16 protein-coding genes are annotated in these 20,605 nt (G+C 60.2%); 8 read left to right on the plus strand and 8 right to left on the minus strand.

Annotation, left to right across the window (positions count from 1 at the left end; genetic code table 11):
- Positions 1–76: 76 nt before the first annotated feature.
- The 5 genes from ACP2AH_RS15565 to ACP2AH_RS15585 all read right to left on the minus strand — a co-directional run bounded on the left by ACP2AH_RS15565 (position 77) and on the right by ACP2AH_RS15585 (position 8,217).
- Positions 77–2,059, minus strand: coding sequence for an NACHT domain-containing protein (locus tag ACP2AH_RS15565; protein ID WP_425106636.1), 1,983 nt, complete (start codon positions 2,057–2,059; stop codon positions 77–79).
- A 7-nt stretch (positions 2,060–2,066) separates the two neighbouring features.
- Positions 2,067–2,582: a hypothetical protein gene (locus ACP2AH_RS15570; protein WP_425106637.1), complete on the minus strand. Its 516-nt coding sequence runs from the start codon at positions 2,580–2,582 to the stop codon at positions 2,067–2,069.
- Between the two features lie 200 nt (positions 2,583–2,782).
- Entirely contained in the window at positions 2,783–6,709 is a 3,927-nt protein-coding gene (locus tag ACP2AH_RS15575) for an NACHT domain-containing protein (RefSeq protein WP_425106638.1), read from the minus strand.
- A gap of 171 nt (positions 6,710–6,880) precedes the next feature.
- Positions 6,881–7,423 (minus strand): hypothetical protein, encoded by a 543-nt coding sequence (locus tag ACP2AH_RS15580; protein ID WP_425106639.1) that lies wholly within the window; start codon positions 7,421–7,423, stop codon positions 6,881–6,883.
- 128 nt (positions 7,424–7,551) lie between these two features.
- Positions 7,552–8,217 (minus strand): hypothetical protein, encoded by a 666-nt coding sequence (locus tag ACP2AH_RS15585; RefSeq protein ID WP_425106640.1) that lies wholly within the window; start codon positions 8,215–8,217, stop codon positions 7,552–7,554.
- A gap of 132 nt (positions 8,218–8,349) precedes the next feature.
- Between ACP2AH_RS15585 and ACP2AH_RS15590 the strand changes: the two genes are divergently transcribed.
- The 4 genes from ACP2AH_RS15590 (at position 8,350) to ACP2AH_RS15605 (ending at position 12,538) form a co-directional block, all read left to right on the plus strand.
- Positions 8,350–8,538 (plus strand): ribbon-helix-helix protein, CopG family, encoded by a 189-nt coding sequence (locus ACP2AH_RS15590; RefSeq protein ID WP_029356749.1) that lies wholly within the window; start codon positions 8,350–8,352, stop codon positions 8,536–8,538.
- A gap of 649 nt (positions 8,539–9,187) precedes the next feature.
- Positions 9,188–9,610, plus strand: a complete 423-nt coding sequence (locus ACP2AH_RS15595; RefSeq protein WP_425106641.1) for a hypothetical protein — start codon at positions 9,188–9,190, stop codon at positions 9,608–9,610.
- Between the two features lie 50 nt (positions 9,611–9,660).
- Positions 9,661–10,763 (plus strand): IS3 family transposase gene (locus ACP2AH_RS15600; RefSeq protein ID WP_425104891.1). Its coding sequence is split into 2 segments (ribosomal slippage): positions 9,661–9,922 and positions 9,922–10,763, totalling 1,104 coding nucleotides; the frame shifts between segments, so codons are not numbered across the junction.
- Positions 10,760–12,538, plus strand: coding sequence for a DUF3363 domain-containing protein (locus ACP2AH_RS15605; protein ID WP_425106642.1), 1,779 nt, complete (start codon positions 10,760–10,762; stop codon positions 12,536–12,538). The genes ACP2AH_RS15600 and ACP2AH_RS15605 overlap by 4 nt, the downstream gene beginning before the upstream one ends.
- Before the next feature lie 880 nt (positions 12,539–13,418).
- Here ACP2AH_RS15605 and hdhA read toward each other — a convergent pair.
- From hdhA to ACP2AH_RS15620, 3 genes are all read right to left on the minus strand, one after another.
- The gene (gene hdhA, locus ACP2AH_RS15610; RefSeq protein ID WP_425106643.1) at positions 13,419–14,186 is read right to left on the minus strand and encodes a 7-alpha-hydroxysteroid dehydrogenase; all 768 of its coding nucleotides are present in this window, start codon (positions 14,184–14,186) and stop codon (positions 13,419–13,421) included.
- Between the two features lie 26 nt (positions 14,187–14,212).
- A complete protein-coding gene (locus ACP2AH_RS15615) occupies positions 14,213–15,580 on the minus strand; it encodes a serine hydrolase domain-containing protein (protein ID WP_425106644.1) in 1,368 nt (455 codons plus the stop codon).
- Positions 15,581–15,754: 174 nt separating this feature from the next.
- Positions 15,755–17,014 carry a porin gene (locus tag ACP2AH_RS15620; RefSeq protein ID WP_425106645.1) on the minus strand — a complete coding sequence of 420 codons (1,260 nt, stop codon included), beginning with the start codon at positions 17,012–17,014 and terminating at the stop codon, positions 15,755–15,757.
- A 660-nt stretch (positions 17,015–17,674) separates the two neighbouring features.
- On the opposite strand from ACP2AH_RS15620, the gene ACP2AH_RS15625 reads away from it, so the two are divergent.
- The 4 genes from ACP2AH_RS15625 (at position 17,675) to ACP2AH_RS15640 (ending at position 20,604) form a co-directional block, all read left to right on the plus strand.
- Positions 17,675–17,977 (plus strand): urease subunit gamma, encoded by a 303-nt coding sequence (locus tag ACP2AH_RS15625; protein WP_421698411.1) that lies wholly within the window; start codon positions 17,675–17,677, stop codon positions 17,975–17,977.
- 19 nt (positions 17,978–17,996) lie between these two features.
- Positions 17,997–18,407 carry an urease subunit beta gene (locus ACP2AH_RS15630; protein ID WP_421698412.1) on the plus strand — a complete coding sequence of 137 codons (411 nt, stop codon included), beginning with the start codon at positions 17,997–17,999 and terminating at the stop codon, positions 18,405–18,407.
- Between the two features lie 33 nt (positions 18,408–18,440).
- Positions 18,441–20,159: an urease subunit alpha gene (locus ACP2AH_RS15635; protein ID WP_425106646.1), complete on the plus strand. Its 1,719-nt coding sequence runs from the start codon at positions 18,441–18,443 to the stop codon at positions 20,157–20,159.
- A gap of 61 nt (positions 20,160–20,220) precedes the next feature.
- Complete coding sequence (locus tag ACP2AH_RS15640; protein WP_425106647.1) at positions 20,221–20,604, plus strand: fluoride efflux transporter FluC; 384 nt, start codon at positions 20,221–20,223, stop codon at positions 20,602–20,604.
- Position 20,605: the final 1 nt, after the last annotated feature.

Below are 20,605 nucleotides of genomic sequence, written 5' to 3' on the forward strand. Positions count from 1 at the left end.
AGCGCGTCGACCACCGTCGCCTTCGCGTCCGGGTCGTTGTCAGTCTTCGCGATTGCGGTCGCAAGGTCGAGCCCGTCTACTCGCCATGCGATGCGATTTCATGCAGCACGTTCTTGCGAATTTCCGGTGGCAGTGCTGCGATGCGCGCCAAGGCATCGTTACCAAGCACAGATGGGCGAAATCGCTTCGCCGCCCGGAGGGCGGGCAAGTGTACTTGGGTGTTCGCGTGCGAAATAAGCGGCCAAAGAAGATCGCCGAATTCCGGCCTGCCGGACGCGATCATGAAACGCACCGCGCGATCCACCTTGCCGGGCGCGTGCCACTGCTCAGCGAGGCTCCGCATTTCGGCGCCGATCGGCGCCCATACCTCGTCGGTGGCGCGGAAGATCATGTCGGCCGCGAGGACGGGATCGACGTCAAAAGCTGTGCGAATGGCGGCGCTGCATGCGGCCTTATGCGCGGTGTCGCCGCGCGCGCTCCGTTCGACGGCGAATAGGACTGCTTCCTCCCACGGGCGCTGATCGAGCACGTCGACATTCAGTTTCTCGCGTGCTGCCGGATCGCTGACGGCTTGTAGCATCAGTCGTTCGACGTAGTGCGAGGCGTACCATTCCTGAAACTGCTGGTGCTGGAACGAATAGCCCGGCGTGTCGCCGGAGCGCGTCAGAACGTGATTGCTGACAAGCGTGTCGAGCAGCGTGTCGGGCTGTGTGGTGATGGTCATCTGCCCATCGGCCATCAGGACCCGCGCGGTCTCGGCAACCGCTTTGCGCGCGTTGCTGTCCGTAATCGCCGTGTTAGCCGTTGTCGTGGCGAACACGGCGAGATTATCCAAATAGTCCTGCTGAAAGCCGAGGACCACGGCATAAAGCGCCGCCGCACGGCGGGCTTCCTGTTCATGCGCGGCAACGAAGCGCCGTAGTACCTCTTCCTTTGTGGTCGGAAAAGGCGCGCCATCTGGCAACGACAGCAGTGCCGTGAGATAGAGAGGGATTGTGACGAGTTCGCGGACACCCGCTGTCCGCCACGCCTGATCGATGAGCTGTGCGCCAGCCTCGCCGCGCATGGCGCGCGCAATCTCCATTTGCTGCTCGTCGTCAAGCGGCAACAAATCGACCCGCGTCCCACCGAAAGGAATGTCGAGGGCCTGCCTGCGCGTCGAAATGACAAGACCGAGTTCCGGCAATTCAGTCTTGAGGGCCGTGATTTGCACGCGCGCGCGTTCGCGTGCGGCGGCATCCAGTTCGTTCCAGCCGTCAAGAAGCAGCACGACGCCAGGCTTCGTCGCGACGGCGCGGAAATCCTTTTCCGAAATGTCGTGGAATGCAGGACGTTTCAGGATGGATACCAGCAGCGTGTCGGCACCGGTGGCCCAATCGCCCAAAGGTACGATAAGCGGTGTGCAGTTGCCGATCTCCAACACTCCTTCAGCGATCTGAAAGAGTGTCGTCGTCTTTCCCATTCCAGGCGCCGCGACAAGCATCAGGTCGTCCAATGTGGTTACGGCGTTAGCGAGCGCGCGAGTGCTCAGCGCCTCATCCACATGCTTCACCTTCAATGTCAGCGTGAGCGCCACGTTTGTGCCCGGCCATTTCGGTGTTCGGCGGAACACGGCCAAGTCGGCGGCGGCGGCGACTCGCAGGCGAGCGCTGATTTCTCCAACAGTCAGCGGCATTGACGGGCCAAAAGCGACCTTGTCAATTACGCTGCGCCACATGTCCTCCGAGTGCTTCTTTTTCCAGTCTTGCAAGAACGACTCGGAAAAAGAGGGATCAGCCGAATCGATCGCTTTGGCGCAGTCTTGGCAAAGCCAAATTCCGTTCTCATGCGATTTTCGTTGCTCGGCCGTCATATCGGCGCGATAGCGACGCGCGCCAGATCCGGGGGCTGCAGCACAGATATGGGCGGCAACTCCAATGTTAACTTCCTTTATACCGTCGCTCGTCGGCGCTGATGTCAATTTTCTGCAGCTTGGATTGCTGCAATGATACCGGGCTTGCTTTGCAAGGCGGTTCTTTGTCGCCTGAGAAAAGTCGTCCCTGTTGTTACTCTTGATCATTGACGGCCTACTCGGAATTGTTCGTGTGAACAAGTTTTACAGTTTGCCCGTCGATGGACATGTCGCCGATCTCAGCTGACATCAGAAGCAGAGACGCATACCCCGCTGTCTTGGAAGTATTTTTAGAAGTTCCGCCAATTTCAGCCTGCGCTACTGCGGCGAAATCAACATCCACGGTTCGCAGATGCGCGATAACTTCGAATGCATCCGATTGCAGATCTGGGTCCGAAGCATTAAGATGTTGGGTCAGATCCTTGTGTCTTCTTGTGAACGCGACCTCAAAGCCCAGGAGGGAAATAATCTCTTCTTCGGGACGATTCTCATGGCCGAGCAGTTTTTGATCCATCGCTCCAGGTTCGCTGGCAAGGCTCAGCACCTCCCCAAACATGCTTGCCATAGCAGATGGGGCTCGTGGCAATCCGAGTTCTTCGGACCAGAAGGCAGCTCCTTCCATGTGGGGAAAGAGGGGCTGGTAACCAGACTTTGCGAGCGCCGGAAACGCGATATCCTCAATGTAAGGCATGATTGTCAGGTGGATACCCGCGGCTGGATACAACGCTATGCTCTATGAATGGCACCGCGTCCAGCCCGCCCGCGAGGGCGAATCCAACCGTCAGCGCGAGCTCACAACTGGTTAGAAACTGGGACAACGTTAGTTAGGATGTACGGCGGAAGGATCGAGCGCCCAGAGATAATGCCTCCAACACCGCTGATAACGTTAGCCTATTGCTCAAGCGTATCGAGAATGCGGTAGGCGCGCTCTTTGATTTGCCGGTCAGGATCGTTGGTCATCCGCGTGGCCACCTCCCGGATGAAATCCTCCGCGCAGCAGTTCTGTTGCAGGATAGACATCGCGGCGTAGCGCAGGTTGTCCTGCGGGGAGTTCAAGAATTCCTTCACATGAATGAAGCGATCCGTGTCCCAAGATACGCCGTTTGTCAGCACCTTGTCCAAAATCGTGGGAGGCAACTCGCCAAGCTCTATGTCCGCGAGGAATGTCGCGGCCAATTGCGGCTCTTCGCCTAATCGAACCACCATGGTCTTTGTCCCCAGTTCGCGCACATCCGACCGGCTATCAGTCGCGTAGATTTTCAAAGTCTCGTAGGTCGGAGTTTGTATCGCCGCGCTGGCTTCGGCAATTTTGGCGCGGGGGCTATCGGGAATGACGCCGCCCTTAGTTGGATAGGGTTCTTCGTGGACTTTCCAGTATGCGGCAGCCTCTTCGAGAACCGGCAGCAACTCTGGAGTTGCAGACGACGCATATTCCGCAGCTATTTTGCCAGCCGCCATCGCGGTCTCGGTCGTGCCACGAAGAAACGCCTGCCGAAACGCCGCGAGCAACCGCGCATCCACTGGCGCCTTCAATTCGGGAAGTGCAAACAGCAAATGCTCGCAACCACGTGTCGTCTCTTTGTTTAGACGATTATAGATAGCGGTCGTCATCTCCTCTTGGTTCAGTTCAGTGGCCAGGCTCGCCGCTGCCCATAGAGTGTCACCGCGCCCGCCAGCGATGGCTCGCCGGGTTATGCTTTCCAGATCAGTCTTTCCCGAGAGTGACTCGATGAGATGGGCTGCGATCCAGATCACCCATTGGGAACGGTGATAGAGCGCCGCTTCGATCTTTACGAGATCCGGCTTACACGCGATGGCCGCTTTCCAGTCGATTGGAGGCACATCAACATCGGTGATGAATTTGAACATCCCCATTAGGGTATCGTCTTCGTGAAGGGAGCCGCGCGCTATACGAACCTCATGCTCGAGGATATCTTCAGGAAGCCCCGACGCTTCGACAGCAGCGCGAATTGTCTCGCGAACAGATTCGCGATCGAATGGCTCCTGCCAGCACCAGATATCGGATATAGGAAGTTTCATATATCCCGTAGCACTGAGAAACGCGCTCAGGTTCAATAGCTTCTCCGGCGGGGGTGACGTGGTGGCGATGATTGCGCCGCTAACATCGATGGCGTCAAACAGCGCGGCATGCGCCTTTCGCTGTGCATCGAGAAACCCCTCCGCAGGTGAAAGCAAATCCAGAGCGCTTCTGGAACCTCTAGACCACAAATCGTCAGGCTTTCCGAACTCCTTGAGCAACCGCGAGGCTCGTTGGACGAAACTGATACTACTCAGGCCTTCGATACGACACGCAGCAGCGACTGCCACATCAGTCGCCTGTCCGGGAAAATGTTCCAACAATCGGCGGGCGCCTGTCAGCACGAAGACTTGTGCCAGTTCGCGCTCGTTGCTCCGGTCAATCACCAAGCCACCACCGTGTCCCGACCACATACCAGGTGCGGTCAAAAGCGGCTCCTCACAAATGACAGTTAGCAACCGATCGTAGTCGAGATCGGAGGGGCCAGCTGCAGTCAACGAGGCCCAGGCGGCCAATCGCGTCCAGGATTGCGGATGGGAGACCAGCGCGACGCAGTGGGGTGCGATCTCGTCTGGAAAGCGTCGCGCGAAAGGAAGCATCGCTATTCCGATTTCTGCCACCCACCGTCTACGCGGTGACCGCATCATTGCTACCGCGTACTTGAGAAATTTAGCTCGAACCTGCTCGCTCGGTGCAGGCTCCGCTTCGCCGCAAATCTCGAGGGAACGAACCGCTCGGGCGACTCCAGATGCATCGAACGCTATCCCGTCCATCAGCACCGTGCAAACCTCCTCTCCGATGCCGGATCGGGCAGCGAAATCCAGCGTTTCGCTCCAGCTGGAATCATCCCGAATCGATGCTAGTGTGACGTTTCTCTGCGCTGCCGGCATCGCCACCAGGAAGCGCGCGGCGGCGAACTCCCCGAATGTCTTGTGTAGGAAAGTAACGGCCTCTGCCCCTTGCAGGCCGATACGCTCCACAAGCCCGACATCCTGCCAATATCGCAGATAGGACTGAGCGGCCCCAAGCGCCACCAGCATCCTCATCCCAAGTTCGTCAGCGATGATCTCCGCACATTTGCAGATCACGACGTCGATTGAGGCGATCGGATGAGCGACGATTTGCCAGCCGAGGATATCCAGAAACCGACGAAGTATGGCGGGTTCAGCCGGCGGCACGGGTATCCTGGTGTTCGGCGCTTCGTCGACAAGTGTGAACAGCTGATCGTACAGGCGATTTCGGCTCGTGGCGATCGACCCGCCTCGCGCGATTACCGATGCGCCAAGCGCCATAAGAAGAGGCGATCGTACGACCGCAGTGGCAATGGCGTCCTCCTCCAATTCTATCTTGGCGATTTTATCAGCTTTGCGTTGCAGTTCAGAGTCCTGGCCTCCGATCTCCTCGAGCAGTCGCGCCAGGTCATCATGGGCAGAGTATCGATCGAGGGGGACAATGTCGTAGTGGCGCCAAGCGGCGAAATCGCTGGCATGGTAGCCAATCGGCCGGGTTGTGACGATTATCCGGCACTCAGGGTGCCCCGTTGCGAAACGCTCTGCCGCCGACGCGATCTCTGACTGAGCGGCTCCCGTTTCGTCGAGGCCGTCACACAGCACGACCCAATTGCGGATGCCCGCTGACTTTGCAGCGCTAGGCGAAATCGTGCTTCCTGCTAGGCCGAGCGCTAAAATCGACTCCTCAAATGTCTCGCCGGCTCGCATGCGGGCCGCGACCGAAGCGAGCCTGACCCTAAGAACCGGGATGCCATCTTTGGCATACGCATGGGCTATCCGGCTCAGCAGCGTCGTCTTACCCATACCCGGGCCGGCCACCAAAACGCCGAGCTTGATGAACCGTCCCAGTGTCTCCGGATTGACGGTCACCGCTTCGCGCGGGTACTCGCGATTGTGCCAGGACTGGTACGCGGCAAGCGCTGCCATAAGATCGGTTTGAGGCGCCTGCTCCTCGCGTACCATCGCCTGGAGTGGTATCCATGCCCTGCTCAACCGTAGCGGTTTCTTGACACCAAGGATAGAAAAAGTCGCATTTGTATTGATTGTCCATTCCGCCAAATGGAAGAGTAACGTAGCGGGAGACGCAGTGTTGTCGGATAAGTTGATGCCGTTAGCCTTCAACAACTGAACGAGCGAGGACGGCTCCCGTCGGCCACGACGGTCAATCAGTTCGATCGCGTCGCGATACAAGATGTTCCATATATCGCCGATTTTTGAGGCGTCGCGGCACAGATGGCCAAGCTCCGCCCGGGCGGCCGCGGTCGACGCAGCATCGTGCGTCGCTGCCGATACGGTGACAATGCGCAATGCACGGCAGAGAGGTTCGGCCGCCCAACCCGCCGCAGCGAGCTTGGCAAGAAACAGCTCGGCGATTGCGGGCAAATTGTCGATGCGACCGTCGCCAATCCTGGGGATCGCGTTCGCCAGATCTTCACGAACGCTTCCGCTGCTGCTCGAGGAGACAGCTAGAACCGCAAAGTCTATCTTACCCTCGGCAACAGCCGCGCACATCGTCAACAGCGCGTCCCAAAGATCGCTCCCTCGGCGCAGCCCACGTTTGGCTTGGATATCGCAGATCTTCCCGCTGCGTAACTGCAAGCGAATGTCATCGCCACCGCCGCCCGTTTCGGCGGCTACGGAAACGGGGACGTCGTCCTGCAGCCCGTCCAGCCACCCCAGACGTTGTCCACGTAACGTATAGGCGAACGCGATGGCAGTGACGGCTGCCTGGAAATTGATACCTCCTCCCGTCGCGGCACCGCCTGCCACTCTCCTCTCGGCTCGCGACTTCGTTCCGGAGCCTGCCGATTTAGCCTTTGAGGATTTGTGCGCGAGCTTTACCAAAAGAGAGATTCCAATGATTTGAGGCAATATTTGATCATAAATCCGTCGCGTGGTGCAATAATTAACAAATTTCGACAGATGCCTCTTCGATGCTGTCTATTCGTCGAAATCGTCTGTAGCGATTCTTTCTAGTTTGAATTCCAAGCTCGATGCATATGCGTTTGCGTTGGGATCAGTAGAGCTGAGGCGCCAGACGTGATCTTCGGTGGGGGCGCCGCGAAGAGCCCGGGGCAGGTCCGGCCGATTGGTCAGATCGGTTAGAATGAGAAAGTCGTCACCATCTTTGATGATGGCGGCGTTGTCATCGCGGATGAATAGCACCGCTTGTGCGCCTCCGGGTGGCGGCGTTACATCGATGAGCGCTCCATTCGGGTCTTCCCAAACACTGTGGTGCTCCGCGAAGATTATCGTTTGGCCGGGGACGCCACCGGGGACGCCCCAACGCCAAAGAGCGCGCCCGTGCACGCACCGGCCTCCAGCCGTTAGTGCGCGATGTTTTGCCGAGATATGGCAGTTCCGCGCAGCGTAACCAAAATGGTGATATGGAATGTACATTGGCGTGCCGAGCAGCCCGTGCAACTCGAGCAACTGGATAACATCGTCATCATCTGGCTGCGGGACACTTGGGGCGGTGCTCAAATCGAGGCTCCTTGCACATAAACCGTCTCATGTATGAGCCCGCTCTCGGAGCAGACGCGCCATTGCTGCGCAATGGGCGTTCGAGCGTCCCCATTCCCACTTCCTGCGCTGGCATCGCGAGCACTACTTCAAACAGTGATGCCGACTGCATCGTTATGCTGCAACTGTATCAATTGTACAACATCTTTGCGAATGCGCCGCAGTTCCGGCCACGGGAAATGTCGCCCCTCGGCGCCATCCGCGCCGACGGCAAGCAGCACGTCGAGCTTCGTGGAGATGCCGCGCAGAGACGTGGCTTCCGTTGCAAGAACTCCCTTCATCAGGCGCTCTTCTTCGTCGGAAGCCGCCTCCTCTTGCTGTCGAGCGACGGAGTAGCCGATGACGCGATCCGCGTCGTCCCAACGCTGCTGATGTGCGCGCAGCGTGGCCGCGACTTTGGCGCGTCGCGTGCGTAGCGACGGCAGATCGGCCGCAAGCTCATCGAACTGCATTAGAGAGCTGACCCGCACAGGCGACGGCAGCTCGGCTGCAGCCAGAACCGCCTGCGGAAAGCCGATCGTCCGCGCGAGTTCGGACTCCAGACGTTGCTGTTTCCGGCACAGAGCTAGTGTGCGCCGATGCGCGGCGCGCCACGCCTTCCATGCAAGGACAGCCGCATCCGTTGCGCGGTCGTCCTGCGGCACGGCTGCAGCCGAACTGTTGAAGGATGTGACGCCGACCGACAGCAGAGCGGCCGAGAGAACGTCCCTCCGGGATGGCCGGGACAAACTCGTGCTAATCTCAGAATCAGCCATGATCCGAGCTCCAAACAGCTTGGTTGTGGTCAGGCCGGGTTGGGTGTTCGCGCACTCACCCCGGCCGCTGTACGTGCAATGCACGTGCATGACTCTGCCTCGAACTACGCTGGATCGCAAGCAATAAGGCCGATGACGAAACAGCCCTTCACTACCCGCATTGATGCTGACGTACTCGCGCTGGCGCGCCAGCTCGCTGACGCCGAGCGGCGATCTATTACGGCTTTGATTGAAGTTGCCTTGCTCGAATACGCCGAGCGTCGCGGCATCTCCGTCGCCAAAACATCGGAAGAGGTCGCCCAGCCTAAGCGCGGCAAATGATACCGAGATCGGCGACTTCTACGATCAACCGCTAGCACGTCCAGCTTCCGTGCATTGCTGCTCATGTGCACAGAAACTGCGGCCTCTGTGCAGATCGGCGGCAGTTTCGCTGCAAGGTTTCTGAACGGCGATGGACATCCATTGACATCACCAGTGCAGACTCGACGCTGGTTGGGCTGCTGCTTGGACGGCATTTGACCGCTAATCCACCGCGTCGCTGATCTCGCGTCCTGCGGCGGTCGTGGTAGCCTCGGCGCCGGCAGCGTGTCAGCGGCTCCCGCTGGCCAGAATGTGGCCTTTTCGGTCATTACCTGATAGTATATTCGGCGGGTGTTGCCAGAATTAGATGATAGACAGTGAAGCAGATGAAATTGAGGGCAAGATAAAGCGGATTTTCAATCCGCGCGGGCCACGCCCGCAGAAGTTTGTCTGAACGTTGTTTTCCATTCCGGAAAACGGATCTAAGTGGCCTCGCGGAAGGTGCGGATCTGCGTGGCGATCGTTTAATAAATTGATATATTGTTAGTTTTCGTGTGCATGCGCAATGTGCACCCAGCCGCGCCTGCGCCAAAGCCGACGTTTGCACGCTATACTTTGATCTAGTGATTTTCGACTTGCGGGAGCCATTGGCACGGCCAAACCTGCGGTCATGACACGCCGCGACGAGAACGATTTCCGCATCAAGCCAGGCCGTCCGCGAAGCCGGGGCACGCGGCTGAAGACGCACGAACTGCCCTTCGTCCAGCAGGCTCTGATCGCCTCGCGCCATGCCGGCGGTGGCGCGGAGATCGGTGGTGGCTTCGCCCGAGAAGGAGGTGGCAGCGGTCGGTTCAATGCGCGGGGACGTGGCGCGAAGGTGATGGCGTCGCTGCCGCGCGACAGCGGCGGCTGGCAGTCGGGTTCGTCAGGCCGGTTCCGTTCCCGCCGCGTCGTGGTCAAGGCGCGGGTGGTGAAGCTTGCCGGGAAGGGGAAAAGCGCGCGCGGCCCGAAGATGCGCGGCGCAGTCGCGGCTGGTGCGGTGGGCGCGCATCTGCGCTACCTTGATCTGATCCCCGAAAACTGGACCGTTTGAAGGTGGAGTTTTCCGCGTCAAAATCCCCTGGCTGGGAGGAGCGGAAGACGATGAAGGCATCGAAGTTTTCGGACGCGCAGAAGGCGTTCATCCTGAAGCAGGGAGCAGACGGCGTGCCGGTGGCGGATATCTGCCGGCGGGCCGGGATCAGCCAGGCGACCTACTTCAACTGGAAGAAAAAATACGAGGGGCTCGCCCCGCTCGAGATGAGGCGGCTGAAGCAGCTCGAGGATGAGAACACGAAGCTGCGCAAGCTCGTCGCCGACCTCTCGCTCGACCGGGAGATGTTGCAGGATATCGTCCGCCGAAAAATCTGAGGCCTGGTCGCAAGCGCGAGCTCGTCGGCATGATGTGTGGCGAGTGGCAGGTGTCGATCCGCCGGGCCTGTGCGGCCCTGGAGTTCGACACGTCCACCTACCACTATAGATCCTGCCGGCCCGACCAGGCCCCGTTGGCGGCCCGCATCAAGACGATCTGCGAAACCCGTGTCCGCTATGGCTATCGGCGCGTGCAGGTGCTGCTGCGCCGGGAGGGCTGGATGATCAACCAGAAGCGAACCCGTAGGATCTATAATGAGTTAGGCCTAAAGCTGCGCAACAAGACGCCCAAGCATCGGGTCAAGGCGAAGCTGAGAGAGGACCGGGCACCGGCCACCCGGCCGAACGATGTCTGGGCCATGGACTTTGTCCATGACCAGCTCGCCACCGGCCGCAAGATCCGCGTGCTGACGGTCGTCGACACCTTCTCGCGCTTCTCGCCGGTGGTCGATCCGCGCTTCAGCTATCGGGCCGAGCACGTGGTCGCGACCCTCGAAAGGGTCTGCGCCAAGGTGGGCTATCCACGCACGATCCGTGTCGACCAGGGCTCGGAGTTCATCTCCCGCGACCTCGATCTGTGGGCCTATGCGAAGGGGGTGACGCTGGACTTCTCCCGGCCGGGAAAGCCCACCGACAACGCCTTCATCGAGGCATTCAACGGCCGCTTCCGAAGCGAGTGCCTGAACACGCACTGGTTCCTGACGCTTGCGGACGCGGCCGAAAAGATGGAGACTTGGCTCAGATACTACAACGAGGATCGGCCGCACGGGGCCATCGGCCACAAGCCCCCGATCGCGTTGCAGAACCCCGGCGGCGTAGCCAGCCCACCGCCGTGAAGCAGGCCGGAAACTCCAGCTTCCGGCGGTCCAGAAAATGGTCTCGGATCAACCTCGAACGTGACGGCGTCACCCGCGACGGTGAAAAGGGGCGCGCCTACTCAGCCCTCGGTGACGAGGTCGACGCCAGAGCCTTTGTCGAGCGCAGCGGCGGGGATCGCCACCAGTTCCGCTTCATCGTCGCGCCGGAGGATGCCGTCGAGCTCGGTGACCTGAAGCGCTTCACCCGTGACCTGATGCGGCACATGGAGAGTGACCTCGGGACGAAGCTCGACTGGATCGCCGTCGATCATCACAACACCGGCCACCCGCACAGCCACATCCTCATACGTGGCGTGCTGGATGATGGACGCATCCTCAACATCGCCGGTGACTACATCGCCCATGGCATTCGTCATCGGGCGAGCGAGCTGATGACGCTGGAGCTCGGCCCGCAGACCGAGGTCGATCTGCAGAACAAGCTGCGCCACGAGGTGGACGCGGATCGCCTCACCCGGCTCGACCGGATGATGATCGCCGAGCAGCGCGAACATGGTGTCCTCGATCTGCGGCCGGACGCTGGCGAAAGCTACCTCGTGAGGACCAACCGGCATGTTCTGATCGACCGGGTGAAGCGGCTGGAGAGCTTTGGTGTTGCCGAGGAGATAGAGCCGGGGCGCTGGAGCATAGCCGAGCGCGCCGAGAGCACGCTCCGGGCGATGGGCGAGCGCGAGGACATCCTGCGCACCATGCACCGCGCGCTGGCCGATCACGGGCTCGCGGAGGAGCGCGGCGCCGCGCAATACGTCACCCATGGCAACCGCATTTCTCATGCCCTCGTCGGACGCGTGCTCGACAAGGGATTGGCGGGGGATGAGATGGGCGAGCGGTTCTATCTGGTCATCGATGGCGTGGACGGGCGCACCCATCATGTCGAGACCAGCAACGCCTCCCGGCTGGAAGACATCAAGCGCGGCCACATCGTCGCGCTAGACCCGCTACCGACAAAGTCCGATCCACGTCCGGCCGACCTGAACATCGCCACCATGGCCGAGGCGAACAGTGGCACCTACCGGCCCAGCGAGCATCTGGAAGTGGCGCGCCCGGCGATCGAGCAGCAGCGCGGCGATCCGGATGCCTTCATCCGAGCTCATGTGCGCCGGCTGGAATCGCTACGCCGCGCCGGCCATGTCGAGCGCATCGACGCCGACCATTGGAAGATCCCGGACGATCTTGCCGAGCGCGGCATCGCACATGATGCGCGAACCGAGCGGAAGGACTTCGCGGTCCGCACGCTCTCCACCTTCGATCTCGACCAGCAGGTCGCCAGTGATGGCGCCACCTGGCTTGATCGGGAACTGGCCTCCCGCCAGCGCACGGAGCTATCCGACGTCGGCTTTGGCCGTGAGGTGAGCGACGCTATGGAGCGGCGCCGCCAGAGCCTTGTCGACCACGGCCATGCTGTTCGACTGGAAAACGGCAATGTCCGTGCGCCGCGCGACATCCTTGCCCGCCTCGAGGCCGTCGAGGTGGAGCGGGTCGGACGCGCTATGGCGGCAGAGCGCGGGCTTGCCTACACCCCGAGCCAGCCGGGCGAGTATGTTTCAGGCCGGCTCACGGGCTCGGTCAATCTCGTCAGCGGGCGTTTCGCCATGATCGACGACGGTCTCGGCTTCCAGCTCGTGCCCTGGCAGCCCGTGCTGGAGAAACAGATCGGCCGGCACATCTCCGGTGTCTCCCGCGACGACGGCGGCGTCGAGTGGAGCCTCGGCCGCAACCGGGGCCTGGGGCTTTAGGTCGGGCTGGCACGCGTTGGCGGGGTCTCCAGATTGGGATGGTGGGCGGTTGGACGACCGTCCCAATTCACAGGAAAGGAGCTGCCGCGAAGAACCAGTAGGCCGGTCCGCCGCGACCGCGTCAAGGCTGGCGCTTCGCGCCACCGCTCGTGCGGCTCCGGCCTTGACCCAGCCACGGCGGACCGGCAGGGCTGACCATCGCGGAAGGCCGATTATGAGCGGTAACGTCGCTCGTCCTCCTTGCTAGGCTTGCCATGACGACGCCAGCGCCGCGCTAAACCCGCTACGACAGGCGGTAGGATTAGCTCGCCTTCATTCGGGCTGAAATGAACAACGTGGTTACGGAAGAATAGTAGTAAAATTGACGTGGCGAGTTGAAGCTTATAAAAGAGATGGAAATCGCATCCGGTGCGGCATATGAGAGTTGAAATTATTTTTGACTTCGTTGTAAAAATAATTTTACATATGTTATTTATTTCAAATAGTTATTCTGTTACTTGCATTCCGTCCCTGGCACCATTTCCCCGCTTTAGGTGGCTCTGGAAAGCTCAAAAAGCGGGAAATTTCCTCAGCTTAGCTGAATTCGAGGTCGCAGCGGCTCTCCGGGGCTCGTTGGCATTCGCGGATGCCAAAAATCGCGATGCTAACAAAGGGCGCCTCCGATACCATTGACAGACATCGCTAACCGCCAGTTGCGGCCACGGAGAAGCCGTTCAAACTGTCGGATGGAGGCGCCCCCCCCATCTTCTCGTCACTCGTACGAGTGGCAAGCTCTGACGGCTGGCCTACCGCTTCGATGGGAAACAACGGTAGCTCGTGTTCGCGCGGGTATCCGGAGGTCACGTTACGCGTATCTTAGGACGCTTTTCTCACCCCTCACTCATTCCAACTCCTGAACGCCGCCGCCCGATACGGTGAGCACTTGACCGCTGATCCAGTTCGATGCGGGGGCGCAGAGGAAGAGCGCGGCATTGGCGATATCTTCGGGCTGGCCTAAGCGCCCGAGTGGCGTGTGTCGCAGCATCGCCATCTCTATCTCTGGGGTGAGGACTTTCGCCAGCGCCTCCGTTCTCACAGCGCCGGGCGCAATAGCGTTGACGCGAATTCCTCGGGGGCCAAGGTCGAAGGCCATGTTCCTCGTCAAATGATTCACCGCAGCTTTCGACGAGCCGTACGAGGTCATTCGCGCGTTCCTGTTCTCTCCCGCCATCGAGGAAATATTCAAGATAGCGCCGTGGCCGGCCTCGGTCATATGCGGTGCGGCCAGCTGTGACAGCCGGAACAGCGAGAAAACATTAAGCGCGAAGGCTCGCCGGAAATCGTCCATCGGCATGTCAAAGGGCTTCGGTCCCCCGCCGCCCGCATTATTGACCAACACTGTTAAGCTGCCGAACGAGCTTACCGCTGCCTGCACGGCGGCCTTCAGATTGTCATCGTCGGTGACGTCGCACGCGATGGCGGTCGCACGCCCCCCTGCCTTGATGATTTCCGAAGCAACGCCCCCGGCCCCGCCGCCGTCAATGTCGCTCACCGCTACCGCCGCGCCGGCGGCCGCGAAGGTCAGCGCGATAGAACGTCCGATCCCAGCGGCCGCGCCGGTGACCAGTGCGACTTCGCCATCCAATCGGAAAAGCCCTTGACCTGGCATTGAAAAGCTCCGTTGGAGACGTTCAGTCAGTTCTGGTGCGATTTCAAATACGCGGCCACGGCGCGAAACGCGGGCAGCGAGGTCGGATCGATGAGAGGATTTTCCGCCCGCGGGTAGGATGCATAACGCACAAGCACCATGTCGGCCGAAGGGTCCACGTAGATTGTCTGCCCATGGACGCCTCTGGCCGCGAAAACGCCCTCATGGCCGGGGTACATCCACCACATGCTGCTGTAGCGGCCACCCAGCAGCGCCGGATAGTTGCTGCCAAACTTGCTCGCGTCGCCGCCTTCGCGGATGCTCCGGACGGCCTCAGCCGGAAACAGCCGTTCGCCCCCGATCACACCTTCGTTGACCATGAGCAGCCCGAGGCGCCCCAGGTCACGCAGACCCGCACTGAGCCCGCCCCCTGCGAATGGCACGCCTGTGCCGTCGACCGTCATATAGGCGTCCTGTTCGGCCCCCATCGGCTGCCACAGTCGCTCAGATGCCAATTCGGTTACGGACTTTCCCGAGACGCGCGACACGATCCAACCCAGCATGTCGGCGTCGATCGTCTTGTAATGGAACGCGGCGCCATGTTCGCCCTGCGCCTCCACGGTTGGTAGATAGTCAAAGTACCCCGAAGGCATTTGACCGGGCTCTGGTTTCGACAGCGGGTTTACCGCTGCGGAATACCGCCAAATGTCCGCGTTGGGATCGGAATAGTCTTCTGAGAATTCGAGCCCAGTCGTCATGTCCATCACCTGACGGACCGTTGCCGATCCATATGCCTTTCCTTTGACCTCGGGGATGATGTCAGATACGGGCGCGGACTCGTTCAACTTGCCTTCGGCGACCAAGATCGAAGCGAGAAGTCCTGTCAGAGATTTTGTCATCGACATGGCGGCGTGTTTACCGCCCGGGTTCAAGCAGCCGAAATAGCGTTCATAGACGACGCGGCCCTTGTGAATTATCAGCAGGCCATCTGTATAGTTGGCGGAGAGGGACTCCTCCCACGTCATCATCTTGTCGCTGCCGATCGGCGTGAACGTCAGCGCGTCGATCGCCTGCCGATCGTTGGCAAACTGATAAGGCGGTGGATATTCGAGAGGACGGGGCGCGCCGAGCCCGCGACTGATCTCCTCCGTCGGCAGCAACTCGCGCAAATGGCAGACCGACCAGCGCAGCTTTGGAAAACTGAAATAAACCGAGTCAGGCTGCGTGATGATCCGGGCGCGGGGAGGCGGAAACCCCTTCATCCAGCCCATGATTTCAGGATCAGACTGTTGCGCTGAAAGAGGAGCCGTTTGCGCGGCGGACGGTGCCGAAAGCAGCGACACCGTCGCGATCCCGGCGCTGATTGCGTGGGCCAGAGCCGCAAATCGCCGGACAACAGAGCGCAGTAGGGTCATGGGCGCACCCGAAGTTTCGTCCCGACGGGCATGAGACCCGTCACTTGTCGCTTCAGAGGTAGGCGCAGCGTCGCAGCACCGAACGAAAGCCGGTTCACAGGGTGGTTGAGCCGCGCCTCAACGGCCGCCGGAGAAAGGTTGCGCGAACGACGACCAGCGCAACTCCGGGTCGACCTAAAAATCATAGCGCGCCATCAGCAAAATCTGATGGGCGCTCTGTGAGCTCTGAGAAAGTCCGTAAGACGTTTTTACATAGTCGCGCGCCGCATAATAATTGAAGACGTATTGCGCGACAAAGGAGAGATTTTCAGTCGCGGACCAGACGAGGTTCCCCCCCGCGTTGAAATTCTGGCCGCCAGAGGCGCCGTAGCTCAAGACGGCATTGGCATCGTTGAGGTCGAAGCGGCCATACGCCGCGTAGAACGCTGAATTTAGGACCGGAGACCAGTTGTGCAGATACTGCGCCGTTATGTTCCAGCCGGTCACGCGCGAGAAGCCGTCGTTCATGTCCCAATAGGCATCGGGTGGTGAGAAATCGCCGCTCGGATCGATCAAGCCGAGATAACTCGTCGCTCCATCGACATAGGCCGTCTGCAGGTAGAGGGAATCGCCCTTCGCCAGCATCGGCAAATTGACCATCACGCCCGCCTGAAAGGCATAGCCCCAGGAGGTTGGGGATGAAGCGGTTTGCGGCAGGTCCCCTTCCAGCGCGATGCGGTGCAGCGCGCCCGAAAACTGATACGACCCCCAAGCCGTCGTCTGGCCGAGCGCGACGACAAAATCCGGTGCCTTGTCGTTTTGGGCGAGCATCACCGCGGAAGCCGCGTCCGCCGGCTTGATGCCGCTATCGCGATACCTGCCTTGCTCGAGGGCGAGCGTGAGTGAGATGTCCCGCGCCAAAGCGAGGGTGTAGCCCAGGACGGGTAGCTTGGTGTCATCCCCCACAATACCGGGGTCAGTACCGAGTACGTCTTCATTCTCGTAAAAATCGAAGAACGAATTCCGCACGCCGAACGTTATGCCCGCCCATTCGAGATACAAGGTCTGCGGTTTGATCTGGAACTCTGACGGCCCATCTGACCAGGGATCTGAGGTGCGATACTGGAAGCGGACATCCGCGACGCCCCGCAGAGGCCCCAGGAAAGGCATCTCCGTCGTCGTGTTCGCCGTGATGGCAACCGTTCCAATGCTGTAGAATTCCTTGTCCTTCGCGGGATAGTTTGAATAGGTATTGTAATAGCCCTCCGCCCACAGGTAGCCACCAGCCTCGACACAGGTCCTCAGGCCCTCAATCCAGACCTGTTTCGAGCCCTCGGAGGGGCAGATCTCCCGGCTTGGCAAGAGATTGGATTCCGCCATTGCGCGTTCTGTCAGCGGATTGGCCAGCAAGAAGGCGACCGTCGCACAGCCTTTTGCTCCCGTTATCCACGTCATCGGGCCGCTCCTCTCAAGCGTCTGACTGATCAAAGCAAGTTTGGCCAGGCGACAAATCTTGTGGCCGACTGGCTGGGCACGAGCCCGCCTTGCCGTGGCTCCAACTTACGTGGACCGCCACCCTTCAGAGGTGATGACGTCCCCTCCTCGCCGCAGCAAGCGCATCACTCTTTTGAGTGCATCAAGGCCGATTATTCGTCGTCTGGCATAACGTATAAAGTTCAGCTTCCAGCGGCTTAGTTTAGAAATGGTATTAGGGTGCCATAATTTCCATATTTTTGAGCATAAGACAATCCCGACTGAATGTAAGCCCTATCGGAGAACTGCCAAACTGAGACGAGTTCTCAAAGCATGATTCGAGAGGGATTTTGACAATTATCTTGGTGACACATGCGAAAATTTGGGTTTGAATGAAGTCAGTTATCCGTTTCGCCTGTTCGCGATATCGACGGCAGGACTTCTTTGCTTCTTATGGTGCCCACGCCGAGGAAGGGGTGTAGCACTTAGGAAAACGAGAGGCGAAATCAGTTCCGGGAGCGGGAACTTTTCGCTTTACGCTACGATTATTTCCCGTCCCGGCGGGAGATGTCAGACATTGACCAGATTGGTCTCAGGTCGCCGCATAAAATTCGTGGGCCATGATCGTCGAGGACGTCAGTCATGCATTTCACGCCTAGGGAAATCGATAAGCTGCTGATTTACACGCTCGCTAACGTTGCACAGCAGCGTAAGGATCAGGGCCTGAAGCTCAATCATCCCGAGACAGTGTCACTTATATCCATCGCGGCCCTGAACGGTGCGCGTGCCGGCAAGACTGTCGAAGAGGTGATGGAACTCGCCGGCAAAGCAATCACCCGCGCGGACGTCATGGACGGCGTCGCGGAGATGATCCCCTACGTTCAGGTCGAAGCGGTCTTCACAGATGGCAGTCGGCTCGTCACCGTCCACAATCCCATCAAGTAGAGGGGCGAGGATTGGCATCATGGGCAATGATCAGAAGAAGGCGCCAGTCGGCGGACTTGTTTTCGGCAAGGGAGATATCGAGATCAATGCCGGCTATCCAACCACGTCTCTGAAGGTCCGCAACACCGGGGATCGACCGGTTCAGGTTGGGTCACACTTTCATTTCTTTGAGGTCAACGCCTTCCTGGAGTTTGACCGCGAACAGGCCTTTGGTAAGCGGCTCAACATTCCCGCGACGACCGCTCTGCGCTTCGAGCCGGGCGATGAGAAAGAGGTCGTGCTCGTGCCTTTTCAGGGCAAGCAGCGCGTTCTGGGTTTCAACGGTCTCGTCAATGGCTGGGTCGGCGACGAGAACTACGACGATTATCGCCCGCGTCTGACCGATGCTCTGGAGCGTGCGCAGCGCTACGGGTTCAAAAGCAGATCGTGACAAGCCGACACAGGCACGCAATGGAGCTCTGAGATGGCGAAGATCTCGAGGCAGCAATATTCGGACCTTTATGGCCCCACGACAGGTGACAAGGTCCGGCTTGGGGATACCGACCTCTACATCGAGATCGAGAAGGATCTGCGTGTCTATGGCGAAGAAGCCGTCTATGGCGGCGGCAAGACGCTTCGCGATGGCATGGGCTATGACAATGAGCTGACCAGCGCCGCCGGGGCGCCCGACCTCGTCATCACGAATGTCACCATCGTCGATGCCGTGCTGGGGGTGATCAAAGCCGATGTCGGGATCAAGAACGGCCTCATCTGCGGCATCGGCAAGGCCGGAAACCCTTCCATCATGTCGGGTGTCACGCCGGGCCTTGCGCTCGGGCCAGGCACGGACGCGATTTCGGGCGAGCACCTCATCCTGACGGCGGGCGGCATCGACGCACACGTCCACTTCATCTCTCCGCAGCAGGCCCAAGCCGCGCTCTCCAACGGTGTCACGACCTTGTTCGGGGGTGGCATCGGGCCGAGCGACGGGACCAACGGCACGACCATCACGCCGGGCACGTGGAACATCGAAATGGTGCTCCGGTCGTTCGATGCCTGGCCGGTGAATGCGGGCGTGCTCGGCAAAGGCAATGGCTCGGCCCCGCTTCCGATCGAGGAGCAGATCCGTGCCGGCGCGATGGGCCTGAAAATCCACGAGGACTGGGGCAGTACACCGGCGGCGATCCGCAATGCTCTGACCGTTGCGGACAATTACGATATTCAGGTGTGTATTCACACCGACACGCTCAACGAAGCCGGCTTCGTTGAGAGCACGATCGCTGCCTTCGAGGGGCGCACCATTCACACCTACCATACGGAAGGTGCCGGCGGCGGCCATGCGCCGGATATCATTCGGGTCGCCGGCCTGTCGAATGTCATCCCCAGCTCGACCAACCCCACCCTTCCCTACGGGATCAACTCCCAGGCCGAATTGTTCGACATGACCATGATCTGTCACAATCTCAGCCCGAAGATTCCGACCGATGTCGCCTTCGCCGAAAGCCGCGTCCGCGCCGAGACCATCGCCGCCGAGAATGTGCTGCACGATCTCGGCGCCATCTCGATCCTGTCCAGCGACAGCCAGGCCATGGGACGGGTCGGGGAAAACTGGGTGCGCACTCTGCAGACCGCCGATCTCCTGAAGCAGCGCATGGGCGCCTACAAGGGGGACACGTCCGGCAACGACAATGAGCGGGTCCTGCGCTTCGTCGCCAAGGTCACGATCAACCCGGCCATTGCACAGGGGGTTTCCCACGTCATCGGTTCTGTCGAGATCGGCAAGATGGCCGACCTTGTACTCTGGGAGCCCGCCTTTTTCGGTGCCAAGCCGAAAATGGTCATCAAGGGTGGCATGATCTCCTGGGCGCTGATGGGCGATCCGAACGCCTCGCTGCCCACCCCCCAGCCGGTGATGTATCGGCCCATGTTCGGCGCGATGGGCTCGGCACTGCCCAAGACCCGGGTGACCTTCACCTCGCACGCGGCCTATGAGGCCGGCATAGTGGATCGCTACGAGCTGAAGTCGCAGGTGGTTCCGGTCTACGGCACGCGCACGATCACGAAGAACTCCATGGTGCGGAACACCGCCCTGCCGGTGATCGAGGTCAATCCCGAGACCTTTGCGGTAACAGTCGACGGCACGCACGCCACGATCGAGCCGGCAACGCGCCTTCCCTTGAGTCAGCTCTACTTCTTCAGCTGACCCCTGCACCGGACGATGGAGGGGCATCGCCCCTCCGCCTCAACTCGATGGCAGACAGCCGATGCACGCAATCGACATCGTGTGGGTGGGGTTGGGAGGCGGGATCGGCTCTCTGCTGCGCTGGCAGATTGGCCGCCTCATCGACGGACACGTCAGCCACCCGTTCAAGGTGGGCACCTTCGTCATCAATGTCACCGGCGCCTTCGTCATCGCCTATCTCGCGACATTGCTGGCGGTGACATGGGATCATCGTTATGGCGACGTCATCTCGTCGCTTGTGCTGACAGGGGCGCTCGGCGGCTACACCACCTTCAGCACGATGCAACTCGATGCCGTTCAGATGGCAGAGGCGCGGCGGCATGGGCTCGCGCTGATTTATCTCGTCACTTCCGTGGCAACGGGCCTGCTTGCCGCCGCCATCGGCGTGGCGCTGGCGAAAGCATAGG

Origin of the sequence: Ancylobacter sp., from assembly GCF_965249975.1 — a bacterium.
In the GTDB taxonomy this organism is placed as follows: domain Bacteria; phylum Pseudomonadota; class Alphaproteobacteria; order Rhizobiales; family Xanthobacteraceae; genus Ancylobacter.

Coding starts and splice junctions, on each gene's coding strand:
- ACP2AH_RS15625 (WP_421698411.1), top strand. CDS start 17,675: ATGCATTTCACGCCTAGGGAAATCGATAAGCTGCTGATTTACACGCTC.
- ACP2AH_RS15620 (WP_425106645.1), bottom strand. CDS start 17,014: ATGACGTGGATAACGGGAGCAAAAGGCTGTGCGACGGTCGCCTTCTTG.
- ACP2AH_RS15640 (WP_425106647.1), top strand. CDS start 20,221: ATGCACGCAATCGACATCGTGTGGGTGGGGTTGGGAGGCGGGATCGGC.
- hdhA (WP_425106643.1), bottom strand. CDS start 14,186: ATGCCAGGTCAAGGGCTTTTCCGATTGGATGGCGAAGTCGCACTGGTC.
- ACP2AH_RS15615 (WP_425106644.1), bottom strand. CDS start 15,580: ATGACCCTACTGCGCTCTGTTGTCCGGCGATTTGCGGCTCTGGCCCAC.
- ACP2AH_RS15565 (WP_425106636.1), bottom strand. CDS start 2,059: ATGATCAAGAGTAACAACAGGGACGACTTTTCTCAGGCGACAAAGAAC.
- ACP2AH_RS15590 (WP_029356749.1), top strand. CDS start 8,350: ATGACGAAACAGCCCTTCACTACCCGCATTGATGCTGACGTACTCGCG.
- ACP2AH_RS15595 (WP_425106641.1), top strand. CDS start 9,188: ATGACACGCCGCGACGAGAACGATTTCCGCATCAAGCCAGGCCGTCCG.
- ACP2AH_RS15570 (WP_425106637.1), bottom strand. CDS start 2,582: ATGCCTTACATTGAGGATATCGCGTTTCCGGCGCTCGCAAAGTCTGGT.
- ACP2AH_RS15635 (WP_425106646.1), top strand. CDS start 18,441: ATGGCGAAGATCTCGAGGCAGCAATATTCGGACCTTTATGGCCCCACG.
- ACP2AH_RS15585 (WP_425106640.1), bottom strand. CDS start 8,217: ATGGCTGATTCTGAGATTAGCACGAGTTTGTCCCGGCCATCCCGGAGG.
- ACP2AH_RS15630 (WP_421698412.1), top strand. CDS start 17,997: ATGGGCAATGATCAGAAGAAGGCGCCAGTCGGCGGACTTGTTTTCGGC.